Annotated in this window: 9 protein-coding genes; 4 read left to right on the forward strand and 5 right to left on the reverse strand. The window is 70.4% G+C overall.

Annotated features, from left to right (window positions below; all coding sequences use genetic code 11):
• Nucleotides 1–174: 174 nt before the first annotated feature.
• A complete protein-coding gene (locus H2041_RS14415; RefSeq protein WP_293413842.1) occupies nucleotides 175–1,491 on the reverse strand; it encodes a DUF5690 family protein in 1,317 nt (438 codons plus the stop codon).
• Between the two features lie 122 nt (nucleotides 1,492–1,613).
• Here H2041_RS14415 and H2041_RS14420 point away from each other — a divergent pair, with 122 nt between their 5' ends.
• Together H2041_RS14420 and phnX are read left to right on the forward strand one after the other, a co-directional pair.
• The gene (locus H2041_RS14420; RefSeq protein ID WP_293413766.1) at nucleotides 1,614–2,741 is read left to right on the forward strand and encodes a TIGR03364 family FAD-dependent oxidoreductase; all 1,128 of its coding nucleotides are present in this window, start codon (nucleotides 1,614–1,616) and stop codon (nucleotides 2,739–2,741) included.
• Nucleotides 2,738–3,538 carry a phosphonoacetaldehyde hydrolase gene (gene phnX / locus H2041_RS14425; RefSeq protein ID WP_293413768.1) on the forward strand — a complete coding sequence of 267 codons (801 nt, stop codon included), beginning with the start codon at nucleotides 2,738–2,740 and terminating at the stop codon, nucleotides 3,536–3,538. Before H2041_RS14420 ends, phnX begins: the two co-directional genes overlap by 4 nt.
• Here the strand turns inward: phnX and H2041_RS14430 are convergent, their stop codons facing one another.
• The gene (locus H2041_RS14430) at nucleotides 3,539–4,105 is read right to left on the reverse strand and encodes a phosphonate degradation HD-domain oxygenase (protein ID WP_293413770.1); all 567 of its coding nucleotides are present in this window, start codon (nucleotides 4,103–4,105) and stop codon (nucleotides 3,539–3,541) included.
• Nucleotides 4,106–4,179: 74 nt separating this feature from the next.
• A complete protein-coding gene (locus H2041_RS14435) occupies nucleotides 4,180–5,856 on the reverse strand; it encodes an alkaline phosphatase family protein (protein WP_293413772.1) in 1,677 nt (558 codons plus the stop codon).
• A 192-nt stretch (nucleotides 5,857–6,048) separates the two neighbouring features.
• On the opposite strand from H2041_RS14435, the gene H2041_RS14440 reads away from it, so the two are divergent.
• A complete protein-coding gene (locus H2041_RS14440) occupies nucleotides 6,049–6,786 on the forward strand; it encodes a UTRA domain-containing protein (protein ID WP_293413774.1) in 738 nt (245 codons plus the stop codon).
• A 22-nt stretch (nucleotides 6,787–6,808) separates the two neighbouring features.
• On the opposite strand, the gene H2041_RS14445 is transcribed toward H2041_RS14440, so the two are convergent.
• Nucleotides 6,809–8,908, reverse strand: coding sequence for a phosphocholine-specific phospholipase C (locus tag H2041_RS14445; RefSeq protein ID WP_293413776.1), 2,100 nt, complete (start codon nucleotides 8,906–8,908; stop codon nucleotides 6,809–6,811).
• 30 nt (nucleotides 8,909–8,938) lie between these two features.
• Nucleotides 8,939–9,763 carry a DeoR/GlpR family DNA-binding transcription regulator gene (locus H2041_RS14450; RefSeq protein WP_293413778.1) on the reverse strand — a complete coding sequence of 275 codons (825 nt, stop codon included), beginning with the start codon at nucleotides 9,761–9,763 and terminating at the stop codon, nucleotides 8,939–8,941.
• A 284-nt stretch (nucleotides 9,764–10,047) separates the two neighbouring features.
• Here H2041_RS14450 and H2041_RS14455 point away from each other — a divergent pair, with 284 nt between their 5' ends.
• Entirely contained in the window at nucleotides 10,048–12,834 is a 2,787-nt protein-coding gene (locus H2041_RS14455) for a TonB-dependent receptor (RefSeq protein ID WP_293413780.1), read from the forward strand.
• Nucleotides 12,835–12,884: the final 50 nt, after the last annotated feature.

A 12,884-nucleotide genomic window follows, 5' to 3' on the forward strand; every position in this document is an offset into this window, starting at 1 on the left:
CATCTCTTGTCCTCCCTCGACGTCGGTCATCAGCGCCGACGTTCGCAGGGATGGGGACACGATCGGCCCGCGGAGTCAACATTCACTCTCATGAGGGTGAATAACTAGGTTCTGCCAATGTGCAGACGCGCCGGGCTCGTCCGCCGCCGGATCAGAGGAGCCGCAGGCTCCCGGTTACGGGGCGACGCTCGCCGGCGGGCCCGCCGGCGCCGCGGGCGAGGGGGCGGATCGGTCGCGCAGGAAGAGGGCGGCGGCCGCGGCGACGAGGCCGAGGCCGGCGAGGCTGGTGGCGTAGGCCGCGCCGACGAAGAAGGGCAGCCAGGGCAGGTCGATGGCGGCGAAGTTGCGCACCAGCAGCAGGGCGACGCTGCCGAGATAACCCGAGGCGTCGGCGACATAGATCAGGAAGCCGGCGGTGGCGACCGTGCCGGAATAGGCGATCATCCGGTCGAACAGCATGGCGTTGAACGGCGTGTAGGCGAGGTAGAGGCCCGCCCCGCTGGCGATCATCCAGGCGATGGGCGAGAGCAGACCGTTCTGGAAGGCGAGGGTCGAGGCGCCCAGCAGGGCGAAGCCGGCCAGAATGACGCCGTGCATGAAGAGCAGGGCGCGGCCGTTGTTCTTCACCGTGATCAGCACGCCCATGGCGACGAGGGACAGCACGGCCACCGGGCCCTCGCTGGCGGTGAAGACGGCGGCGGCGTCGCCATAGCCGAGGGCCCGCCAGATCTCGGCGGCGAAGTTGTCGCGCAGGTCGCGGAAGGCCGTCAGCAGCACATAGGCCGCCACCAGCAGCACGACGACCGGCCAGTGGGCGGCCAGGAAGGCGGCGCGCTCCTTGGCCATCATCGGCCGCCGGGCCACGCGCTCGGCCTCGTCGGAGGGCGAGGGCGGGGGCAGGGCCGCAAGCGCCAGGACCGAAACGGCCAGCAGCGGCATGAAGACCACGCCCGTGGCCGCCGGCATCCAGAAGGGGCTGACCTGGGCGACCTCCATCAGCGCCTTGCCCACCGACTTCACCACCCCGGACGACAGGATGAAGCTGGCGCAGAGGATGGCGCCCAGGACCTCGCTGGTGCGCCGGCCCTCCATGAAGCCGAACACCAGACCCCAGATGAGCCCGAGGGGCAGGCCGTTCAGGAAGAGCGCCGCCACGTTCCAGGGCGCCGGGATGACGGCGAACAGCACCAGCGCGACCCAGGACAGGCCGATCAGCAGGACGATCGCTCCTGCGCGGCGCTCGGGCCGCATCTCGGAGATGATCTTGACGCCGGCCAGCTTGGAGAGGGCGTAGCCGGCGACCTGGGCCAGCACGAGGGCGATCTTGTAGTCGAGCGCGAAGTCCCAGCCGCCGACGTCGTCGAAGGTCGCCGCCGTGAACGGCTTGCGGAAGGCGTACATCGAGAAATAGGCGCAGAAGCCGGCCAGACCGGCGAACAGGACGAAGGCTGCGGGGTGCGCCCGCGCCAGCCGGAGGCGCAGCTGCTCGATCACTTGTCTTGCCCTTGTTGCACTCGCGTGGTCTAGACCAATCCTGCGACGACTGGATGACGGGGGGCGGGCTTGCGGCGCGTGAAGACGAGGTTCGAGGGCGGCCGGGGAGGGCGATCGGGATGAAGGCGCGCTATGACCTCGCCGTGGTCGGCGCCGGGATCGTCGGGCTCGCCTGCGCCCTGGCCGCGGCGCGCCGCGGCCGCTCGGTGGTGGTGATCGATCGGGACGCTCAGGCCAACGGCGCGTCGGTCCGCAACTTCGGCTTCGTCACGGTCACCGGCCAGCCTCGCGGCGGGATCTGGGCGCGGGCGCGCCGCAGCCGCGAGGTCTGGGACGAGATCGCCGGCGAGGCGGGGATCGAGGTCCTGCAGCGCGGCCTCTGGCTGCCGGTGCGCCGGCCCGAGGCCGTGGCGGTGCTCGAAGCCTTCCTGCGCACCGAGATGGGCGAGGAATGCCGGCTGCTCTCTCCGCAGGCGGCGCGGGCGCGGGCGCCGGAGGCGACCGGGCCGGAGACGGCCGCCGTTCTGTGGAGCCCCCACGAGCGGCGCGTGGATTCCCGCACGGCGATTCCCCGCCTGGCGGCCTGGCTGACGGCGCGATTCGGCGTCGACGTCCTGCGCCAGACGGCGGTCCATGAGGTGGCGCCGCCGCGCATCGCCACCGCCCGAGGCGCGATCGAGGCCGAGGCGGCCGTGGTCTGCCCGGGCGATGATCTCGTCAGCCTCTATCCCGGCCTGCTGGCCGATGCGGGCCTGGTCCGCTGCAAGCTGCAGATGATGCGCCTGGCGCCGCCAGGCTTCGCCTTGCCGTCGCCGGTGATGTCGGACCTCGGCCTCGTCCGCTATGGCGGCTACGCGGCCCTGCCCGAGGCGGCGGCCCTGCGCGAACGGCTGCAGGCGGAGCAGGGCGAGGCGCTGGCCCATGGCGTCCATCTCATCGCCGTCCAGGACGGCGACGGCGCCTTGGTGGTGGGCGACAGCCACCACGACGCCCCCACGCCCGATCCGTTCGCCAGCGAGGCGGTCGACCGGCTGATCCTGGACGAATGGCGTGCGGCGACGGGCCGGGACGCGCCGCCCGTCCTGCAGCGCTGGACCGGAACCTATGCCCGCGGACCGCAGGACAGCCTGATCGCTGCGCCGCACGAGCGCGTGCGGCTGGCCCTCGTCACCGCCGGCAACGGCGCCTCCACCGCCTTCGCCTTCGGGGAGGAGGTGATCGCCGATCTCTTCGAGGAGACCCCATGAGCGGGATTCGCAAGCACTTCGACATGGTCGTGTTCGACTGGGCGGGCACCATGGTCGACTTCGGCAGCCGCGCCCCCGTCCTGGCGCTGATGGAGGCCTTCGCCGGCCTCGGCGCGCCGGTGGACGAGGCCGAGGCGCGACGCGACATGGGCCGGGCCAAGGCCGACCACGTCCGGGCCATGTTCGAGCAGCCCCGCATCGCCGAGGCCTGGCGGGCGGCGCACGGCGCGGCGCCCGATCAGGCGGCGGTCGACCGGGTCATGGCCGACCTGCAGGCGCCGATGATCCGTCTGGCGGGCGAGACGGCGGACCTGATCCCCGGCGCGGCCGAGACAGTGGCCCGACTGCGGGCGCAGGGGCTGAAGATCGCCTCCTGCACGGGCTACACGCGCCAGATGATGCAGGCGATCCTCGACCGGGCCGCCGCCCAGGGCTACGCGCCCGACCTGACGGTCTGCGCCCATGAGACGCCCGAGGGCCGCCCCTCGCCGCTGATGGTCTACAAGGCCTGCGTCGATCTCGGCGTCTGGCCCCTGGCGCGCGTGGTCAAGGTGGACGACGCCGAGGCGGGCGTCGCCGAGGGGCGCAACGCCGGCTGCTTCACCGTCGGCGTCGCGGCTTCGGGCAACGCGGTGGGGCTGGCCGCCGAGGCGCTGTCGGCCCTCGACGCCAAGGCTCGCGCCGACCTGCTGAAGGCCGCCGGCGAGCGCCTCCTGGCGGCGGGCGCCGACATCGTCGTCGATACGGTCGCCGACCTGATCCCGGCCCTGGAGGCCGAGGCCGCCCGGCGCAGCTGATCAGCCGCGGCGGGCGAGTTCGATCAGCATCGGCCGATAGTCGGAAAACGGCGCGACGCTCACCCCTTCGGCCTTGCCGCGCTCGTCGTAGCGGCGCAGCCGGATGGCGGCGTCGAAGGCCGGCAGCCGTTCGAACGCCTCGGCTTCGGCGGCGTCCATCGGACCGCCCTGCAGGCCCAGGCTCTGGCGCGAGGCGGGGCTCAGCGCTTCGAGATAGCCCGGCTCGCGCAGCGCCAGATAGCGTTTGGCGTCCACGTGCAGACGCACCGGTTCGGTGACCTCCGTCCCGAAGCCCTGCGCCAGCCAGGCGGCGCCGATCCGCTCGTGCAGGGCGTCGACCCCGCGGTCGGCGGCGTCCTCGCCGTGCTTCTGCAGCAGGTGGCCGATGTCGTGCAGCAGGGCGGCGGCGACGAGGGCGTCGGCCTGGCCCTCGCTCCGGGCGTGATGGGCGGTCTGCAGGGCGTGGTCCAGCTGCGTCACGGCCTCGCCATAGTGGTCGCCGCCCCGGCGGGCGAAGAGGGCGAGGATCGTATCGACAAAGGTCTCGGGCGAGGGGCCGGCGGTCATGACGCGATCCGGTGTTGATGTTGCTGGACTATACCAGAGGCCTGACCGCTCCGCCCAGGCCCCGCCGGCCCCCTTCAGCGGGGGCTCAGCAGGTTCGGGTCGATGAACTGGCGCGGGATGCCGGGACCTTCGAAATAGGCGCCGAGCCAGGCGCCGCCGCCATTGTTGAACCATTCCACCCGGAGGGCCCGCCGTCCCCGTTGCAGATAGGTCGAGCCCCGGGCGGTGATCACGCCGTGGTCGCCGTCATTGTCGACCACCGTCTTGCCGTCGATGTAGAGCTTGCTGCCGTCGTCCGAGGCGAGGGAGAAGCTGTAGAAGCCGTCCTTCGGGACATCGATCCGCCCCTCGAAGACCACGGCGACGCTGTCGCCGCGGGGAAGGGTGAGCCCGGTCAGGCTCGGCTCGTAGGTCCGGCCGGTCGCCACCGGCTGAAGCGGGCCGAAGTCCGGAAGTCGGACCGGTCCTTCCGGCAGCAGATAGACCGAATAGGTCAGGCCGCGCGCCTCCGCCGTCGCCGCGTCGAGGACGCGGAAATAGGCGATGGCCGGCACGCTGGCCGGCTGGCCGTCGACGAACAGGGTGGCGCGCACGATGGTGTTGCGCGCGATCTCCACGGGCCCGGCATAGAGCGCCGACTGGGCGGTGGGGATCGTGTTGTCCAGGGTGTAGCGGATCTCCCCCACCTTGTTCGGATTGCGCAGCGTCATCTGCGCCGGGCCGCCGACGAACAGGCCGCCGGCCGGATCGTTGCCTTCGCCGGCCGGCTCGATCACCGGCGAGGCGTAGAAGCTGCTTGCCCGATAGGCCTGGTCCGGCGCCGTCTCGCCGGCGATGGCGGGGGCCACGGGCCGGCCGAGCCAGGCATAGGGGATCTTCACGCCGAGCAGCCGCGCCGCCGTCGCCGGCGTGTCGAAGGTGTTGATCGGCAGGTCCAGCGCCTGGCCGCGCTGGATCGACTTGCCGTAGGCGATCCAGGGAATCTCCAGCTCCGCCAGGCTCTCGCCCCCGTGGCCCTTGCCCACGCCGCCATGGTCGGAGGTGACCAGGATCGCCGTATCGTCGGCGATGCCGGCCTCGGCCACGGCCTGGCGGATCCGGGCGATCAGCCGGTCGGCCTTGGCGACCGACGCGTAGTATTTCGGCGTCCCGTGGCCGTAGGCATGGCCGGCGTGATCCACCAGGTCGAGATGGACGAAGAGGAAGGCGGGCCGTTTGGCCTTGATGTAGTCCACCGCCAGGTCGGTGGTCGCATCCTCGCCCTCGCCATGGGCGTCGTAGTCCACGAAACGGTGGTCGTAGAGATTGCCGAAGCCGTCCCAGTCGTAGATCGAGCCCACCTCCCATTCGGGATGCTGGTCGGTGATGACCTGGAAGATGGAGGGGAAGAAGCCGCCCGAGCCGGTGACGGAGGTCGGGAAGTTGAATTCGCTCACCTGCCAGTCGTTGCTGGTCACGCCGTGCTGCTCGGGCCCCGCGCCGGTCAGGATCGAGGCCCAGTTGGCGCCGCTGGTGGTCGGCAGCACGCCGCGGGCGTGCAGGCTCCAGCTGCCGCCGGCCATCATCTCGTCGAGGGTGGGCGTATCGGCCTTCAGCACGCCGTCGGGACTCATGCCGTCCACCCCGATGATGATGACGTGGCCGGCCTTGGGCGCGGCGCCGGAACTCTGCGCGGCGGCCGGAGCGGCGGCGGACAGGAGAAGGACGGCCAGCGCGGCCAGCGCGGGCAAGCTGCGGGAGGGGGCGGGCATGACGAGCTCCATCGGGGCGGGCGCCCGCCGGACGCCCGGCGGATCGTGACCTGTTCAAGCCTGATCTGGTATGTACCAAACGGAGCGGGGCGGGAGCGCGAAGCTTTCGTGAAATGCCGCGCCCGGACGCATGGCGCTTGACGGCGCACCGGCCTTGGCCGGATCACAGGGCCTGACAATGCTGGGAACCCAATGGCCGACTCCGTGCCCGCTGCGAGGTCCGAGGGCCTGCACTATCTGAGCCTGCGCGACGAGATCGCCGCCCGGATCGCCCAGGGCGCGCTGCGGCCCGGCGACAAGCTGCCGTCGGAGCGGGGCCTGCAAGGCGAACTCGGCGTGGCGCGCGGCACCATCCGCGAAGCCCTTTTCCAGCTGGAGGCCGAGGGCCTGGTCTATCGGCGCGACCGCAGCGGCTGGTACGTCTCGCCGCCGCCGGTCGTCTACGACCCCACGCGCTGGGAGGGCTTCCTCTCCTATGTGGAGGCGCAAGGCCGCCGTCCGCGCACCGAGACCATTTCCGCCGAAACCATCGCGGCCGATCCTCTGCTGGCCGAGGTGTTCGGACGGCCGCTCGGCGCTCCCCTCTACCTGATCCGCCGGCGGCGCTATGTGGACGAGCGTGCGGTGCTGGTGGAGCGTATCGTCGTGGACGCGGCGCTCGCCCCGGATCTCCTCCGCCACAGCCTCGACCAGTCGCTGACCGACATACTGAAGGGCGGCTACGGCCTGTCGGTGGCGCGCAACCAGGTCAGCATGCAGCCCTGCGCCCTGACCGGCGAGCACGCCGCGGCGCTGCGGGTGAAGTCCGGCCTTCCGGGCCTGGCCGTCCAGCGCACCAGCTATGACGCACAGGGGCGCGTGGTGGAGTTCGACCACGAATACTGGCGCCACGACGCGGTGCGCATCAGCGTCGACATCCGCGTGCGGTGAGGCCGGCCCTGCCTGCGGGTCTTCAGGCCGCCGTGGCGAGCCGAAGGGGCCCCGGGCCGCCGCCGGCCGGATCGGAATAGGACGGCGCGCCGTCCTCGACGTGGCCGGCGATCCTCCAGGTCTGTCCCGCCGCCGAGAAGCTCCGGTCATACCAGCCATGGCTTTCGGCCAGGTCCAGCCGATGGGCGCGCACCTCCCCCGGGGCCAGGGCGATCACCTCCGGGGGCGCGCCATAGGACATATCCGACATGGCGAGGGTCAGGTTGTCTGGCGACAGGTTGGTCAGGCGCAGGACCGGACGGTCGCCGGAAGTCTCGTCGAGGGCGGCGGAGAAGAGGTCGCCCCGGCCGACCAGCCGCCGGTGAAAACCGTTGGGCGCCAGCACAAAGAGGTCGAGCGGCTCCCCGGCCGGCAGCGGGTGGGCGAGCGACTGGCCGGCGCCGACGGTGTAGCGCGCCGGGGTCTGGTCTGGCCGGGCGACGTCATAGACGTGGAACACCGCCGCCCGTTCGGCCGAGCGGTTGACGAAGCGCAGCGCGCCGCGGCCGTCCTCGACCTGCAGCACGGCGTCGAGCCGGTAGGGCGTGGGGCGCCGGCGGCGCAGACCGGTCTCCTGCTCGGGCGCCTGCAGACGGTCGGGGAGGGGCGGCTTCACCTCGTCCAGGCGGCCGGCGCGCTCCGACAGGGCCGCCGTGGCCGGCAGCGCCGGCATGAAGTCCACGTCGTCGGGCGCGGCGAAGTCGAAACAGGAGGTCAGGTCGCCGCACACGGCGCGCCGCCAGGCGCTGATGTTCGGCTCGCGCACGCCGAACCGCGCTTCGAGGAAGCGCAGGATGCTGGTGTGGTCGAAGACCTCGGAGGCGACGTGCCCGCCCCGGCTCCAGGGGGAGACGACGTACATCGGCACCCGCATGCCCAGCCCGTAGGGGCGACCCTGATAAGGCGCGTCGGCGTCGCCCTGCACATGGGCATGATACTCGTCCTCGGCCGGGATGGTGGTCGCGCCCAGCGTGCGGCCTCCCTCGCGCGCCGGCGGGGCGGGCGGCGGCGCGTGATCGAACAGGCCGTCGTTCTCGTCGAAATTGATGAACAGCGCCGTGCGCGCCCAGACGGCCGGATTGGCGGTGAGCGCCTCCAGCACCTGCGCCGCATAGTCGGCGCCCTGCAGCGGCGTGGAGACGCTCGGATGCTCGGACAGGGCGGCCGGGGCGATGATCCAGGAAACCTCCGGCAGGCGACCGGCCAGCACGTCCTGCTTGAGGTCGTCCAGGGTGCGCGTTGTCGTGGTCCGGCGCGCCAGCAGGGCCGCCGCCGCCCCGGCGGCGCCTTGCGCCCGGCGGTAGGACTGGAAGCCGACCAGGGGGTTGTCGGTGAAGTTGTCGGCCATGTCCTGATAGATCTGGAAGCCGACGCCGGCGGCCAGCAGGCGCTCCGGATAGGTCGCCCAGAGATAGCCGCCGTGCTTCAGCGGATCGCCCTCGAGCGTGTCGTAGCCGTTGTCGATGGCCGGCCCGTTCGCCTGGCCCAGGGGATCGTGCGTCCCGCTCCAGATGAACAGGCGGTTCGGGTTGGTGCTGGTGTGCAGGGCGCAGTGATAGGCGTCGCAGAGGGTGAAGGCCTCGGCCAGGGCGAACTGGAAGGGCAGGTCCTCGCGCGCGAAGTGGGCCATCGCATGGTTCTGCTTGAAGCGCGGCCACTCGCCCATGCGGCCATTGTCCCAGGCGGCCTGGCTGTCGCCGAAACCGTGCGGCGTGCCGAGCGGCCGGTAGAGGCGGAAGTCGGCGGCCGTATCCAGCCGGAACGGCGCCAGCAGGGCGGGCTCGGCCCCGGCCTGCGCATTGGGCTGGACGAAGACCGTCCGATCCGGCGCGCCCGGCAGGGGCGGGGCGGGAATCGCAAAGCGGTCGCCGAAGCCGCGAACGCCCCGCATGGTGCCGAAGTAGTGGTCGAAGGAGCGGTTCTCCTGGGTGAGTATGACCACGTGGCCGACATCGGCGATCGTGCCGGTCCGGCGATCGGGCCCGATCTCCAGGGCGCGGGCGATGGCGGGGGTGAAGGCGCCGGCGGCGCCGGCCGTCGCCATCATGGCGCGGATGAAGCTGCGGCGATCCTGCATCGTCATTCCCTCAAACGCTCCGGCGCGGGCCTGCGCCTATCCCCCGGCGCGGGCCAGGCTGACGCCGGTCTGCGGCAGGTCGTTGCTTTCGCCCTCGGCGATGTGGATGCGCGTGCCCGCCTCGGCGCAGGCCTGCCGCAAGGCGGCGGGCGGCTCCTTGTCGGTGACCAGATCCTGCACGTCGCGGAAGGCGGCCACCTGGATGAAGCCCGACTTGGTGAACTTGGAATGGTCGGCCAGCACCACGATGCGCCGCGCCTGGCCGAGCAGGCTCTGCTTGAACGCGGCCTCGTCGGCGTCGAAGTCCAGCAGACCGCGCTCGGCGTCCACCGCGCCCATCGACAGGATGGTCAGATCCGGGGCGAAGCGCTGGCAGAAGGCCTGCGCCTCCGGGCCGAACGCGGCGTTGTGAATGGGGTTGATCTGGCCGCCGGCCAGCAGAAGCCGCTGGCCCGGATTGCCGAGCACCTCGTGGGCGATCTCGACGCTGTTGGTGACGATGGTCAGGTTGCGCGTCGAGGCCAGGTTGCGGGCGAGCCAGTGACAGCTCGTGCCCGAGTCGATCAGGAGCGTCATCCCGTCGCTCACCAGCTCGGCCGCCTTGCGGGCGATGTGCTGCTTGGCGGCCGCGTTCTCGCGCAGGCGGATCCGGTAGGGCGCCTCGATCTTGTTGCTGGTCGCCGAAAGTCCGCCATGGACCTTCTGGACGACGCCGCTCTGCTCGAGCTGACGGGCGTCGCGGCGGATGGTCTCCTCGGACACCTCGAACCGTTGGGCCAGTTCCGAAACGGTCCAGAACGCCCGCTCGTCCAGCAGCCGAAGGATCTCGGCCAGCCGCGGGCCCTGGTTCAACTGCTTCATATCCTTGGGATTCGCGCTACGCATCACGGACCCTCGCTATCAGGGCCAATTCCCACAAACAACCACATATTTCAACGTCGCCCGGCGGAGGATTTCGCGGCCCAGCGGGCCGATGTTGGGCAAACCCACAAGAACCCACACATTTCAACATAAACCCCTCAAACCGTCACACGACTGAGACGGTCCGCGCCTAATCGGTCTGCGGCTCGCAAAGGGACCGGCCTCAGACGCCGCGTCCCGCGAGCCAGCGATTTGGGTCACACCAGTCTCTCGGGGGATAATTCATGTTGAAGCGACATGCCGGCCGCGCCGCGCGCCCGGACTTCAAGACGCTCTTGCTCGCCACCGCCTCGGTCGTCGCGGCCGGGGCCTGCTCGACCGATGCGCTTGCGCAGGACGCCGCCGGCAACGAGGTGGACGAGCTGGTGGTCACCGGCTACCGCAAGTCGCTCGGCGAGGCTCGTGACATCAAGCAGGAGTCGGTCATCCAGGTGGACGCCATCGTCGCCGAGGACATGGCCAAGTTCCCGGACCTGAACCTGGCGGAATCCCTGCAGCGGCTGCCCGGCGTGCAGATCACGCGCGAAGCCGGCGAGGGCCGGCGCATCTCGCTGCGCGGTCTCGGCCCCGACTTCGCCCGCGTGCAGCTCAACGGCATGGAAGTGCTGGGCAATGTCGACTCCGCCCAGGACAGCCGCGGCCAGCGGTCCCGTGACCGCGCCTTCGACTTCAACATCTTCGCTTCGGAGCTGTTCTCGCGCGTGGAGGTCGAGAAGACCTATCAGGCGGCTCAGAAGGAAGGCGGCATGGCCGGCACGGTCGGCCTCTTCACCGGCAAGCCCTTCGACTATGGCGTGGGCAGCAAGGGCGCGGTGACCTTCAAGCTCGGCACCAACGAATACACCGAGGACGCCCAGCCGCGCATCGCCGCCCTCTTCAGCCACAACTGGGACGACACCTTCGGCGTCGCCTTCTCGGTCGCCTACAGCAAGCGCGAGACCACCGAGCAGGGCCACAACACCTACAACTACACCAAGCCCAGCGCCTCGACGATGCAGTCGCTGGTCACCCGCGGCCTCGACATCTCGGGCCTGAGCGCCGACGAGCGGGCCAAGTTCCTGTCGGGCGACCTCTACTTCGCCGACGGCAACCGCATCTCGTCCTGGAACGCCGAGCAGGAGCGCCTGGGCCTGACGGCGGCGGTCCAGTGGCGGCCGGCCGACAATGTGGAACTGACGCTCGACGTGCTGCGCGGCGAGTTCACCACCCAGCGCGAAGAGCTGCACCTGGCCACGCGGCCGCTGGCCTCGTCCGGCTCGGTTTCCTTCGACACCCCGGCCGGCGGCGTCTGGCCATCCATGTTCCAGACCGCCTCGGTCATCAACGACATCGCCTGGGACGCCGACAACTACGTCACCATGACCGACGTGACCGGCACGACCTTCGGCAGCGAACACCGCCGCTCGCTGAACGAGAACCGTTTCAACCAGGTCGTCCTGACCGGGGAGTGGGGGCTCACCGACCGCCTGACCCTGGACGGCCACGTGGGCTGGGAGAAGTCCACCTACGACACGCCCTATGACGACAAGCTCTACATGCGGGCCAAGGGCAACCAGATCGCCAACTACGGCGCCGACGGCCGCTCCGCCGCGTTCTCCACGCCCGGCTGGGACCCCACGGACGCGTCCACCTACGCGATGGACTCCTTCTACTACCGCGGCTTCAACAATGAATCGGAGCTGCACGAGGCCGAGCTGAACGCCCGCTACGAGCTGAACGACGTCTGGACCCTCCGGGCGGGCGTCGCCTACCACAAGTTCCGTCAGCAGGGCATCGACATGTTCTACGACGACAACGTCAACGGAACGCGCGACAAGACCCGCGGCACCTCGGTGGGCGACATCACCTACGTCTTCTCCAACGAGTTCGGCTCGTGGCTGGTCGGCGACTACGGCAAGGCCTTCGAGAAGTACAACGAGTACCACCGCTTCGGGCCGAACGCCGACGGCACGGGCGGGGCGCTGCAGGACATCGAGAACGTCTACGAGACGACCGAGGAGACCTATTCCGGCTTCGTGCAGGCCGATTGGGACAGCGATCTGTTCGGCAAGCGCTTCCGCGGCAATGTCGGCCTGCGCGGCTACAGCACCGACACCCGCAGCGTCGGCTGGATCCAGGGCGACAGCTACGCCTATCTGGGCACGGCGGACGTCGAGGGCGGCTACGAAGGCGTCCTGCCGGCGATGAACACCGTGCTGGAGCTGACGCCCGAAGTGCTGGTCCGCTTCTCCGCCACCCAGAACCTCAACCGTCCGGGCCTGAGCTCCATGGCGGCCGAGGGCAGCGCCTTCCAGGATCCGGACACCGGCGAGATCACCGCCTCGCGCGGCAACCCCGACCTGAAGCCCTACAAGGACCTCACGCTGGACCTCGCCGTCGAGTACTACTTCGCCCAGACGGGTCTGCTGTCGGCCAGCGTCTTCCACAAGAAGATCGAGAACTTCATCGGGACCGAGCGGCTGGAGAACGTGCCCTTCAGCGAAACCGGCGTTCCCTACACCACCATTCCCGGCGCGACCGCCAATTCGATCGTCTCCGAGTTCTCGATGCCGACCAATATCGAGGGCACGAAGCGGCTGACCGGGGTGGAGCTGGCCGCCCAGAGCCAGCTCACCTTCCTGCCGGCGCCGTTCAACGGCCTGGGCGTGGTGGCCAACTATACCTATGTCGACGCCGACGAGGCGCTGACGGGCATCTCGAAGACCAGCTACAACGCCACCGTCTTCTACGAGACCGCCCGGTGGGGCGCGCGCGCCTCGCTCAACCACCGCGACAAGTGGTACACGGGCCGCAATGACAGCGTGATGAGCGCCAGCACCCGCGGCTTCGAAGGCGGCGCCTATGTGGACGCCGCGGCCTTCTACAACGTCACCGACGACCTCCAGATCACCTTCGACGCGGTCAACCTGACCAACGAGAAGGACACCCAGTTCTGGGGCCAGAACCGCTACCTCTATAACCAGAACCAGAGCGGCACGACCTACATGGTCGGGGCCAGCTACAGGTTCTGACACGAACCCACGCTAGGCTCGGCGCCCGTCTCGATCCGGAGGCGGGCGCC

This window comes from Phenylobacterium sp., from assembly GCF_013911965.1.
GTDB lineage: Bacteria > Pseudomonadota > Alphaproteobacteria > Caulobacterales > Caulobacteraceae > Phenylobacterium.

What these genes read in the sequence shown, in the direction of transcription:
- phnX (WP_293413768.1), top strand. Translation starts at nt 2,738, where the DNA reads ATGAGCGGGATTCGCAAGCACTTCGACATGGTCGTGTTCGACTGGGCG.
- H2041_RS14420 (WP_293413766.1), top strand. Translation starts at nt 1,614, where the DNA reads ATGAAGGCGCGCTATGACCTCGCCGTGGTCGGCGCCGGGATCGTCGGG.
- H2041_RS14440 (WP_293413774.1), top strand. Translation starts at nt 6,049, where the DNA reads ATGGCCGACTCCGTGCCCGCTGCGAGGTCCGAGGGCCTGCACTATCTG.
- H2041_RS14435 (WP_293413772.1), bottom strand. Translation starts at nt 5,856, where the DNA reads ATGCCCGCCCCCTCCCGCAGCTTGCCCGCGCTGGCCGCGCTGGCCGTC.
- H2041_RS14450 (WP_293413778.1), bottom strand. Translation starts at nt 9,763, where the DNA reads ATGAAGCAGTTGAACCAGGGCCCGCGGCTGGCCGAGATCCTTCGGCTG.
- H2041_RS14430 (WP_293413770.1), bottom strand. Translation starts at nt 4,105, where the DNA reads ATGACCGCCGGCCCCTCGCCCGAGACCTTTGTCGATACGATCCTCGCC.
- H2041_RS14445 (WP_293413776.1), bottom strand. Translation starts at nt 8,908, where the DNA reads ATGACGATGCAGGATCGCCGCAGCTTCATCCGCGCCATGATGGCGACG.
- H2041_RS14455 (WP_293413780.1), top strand. Translation starts at nt 10,048, where the DNA reads ATGTTGAAGCGACATGCCGGCCGCGCCGCGCGCCCGGACTTCAAGACG.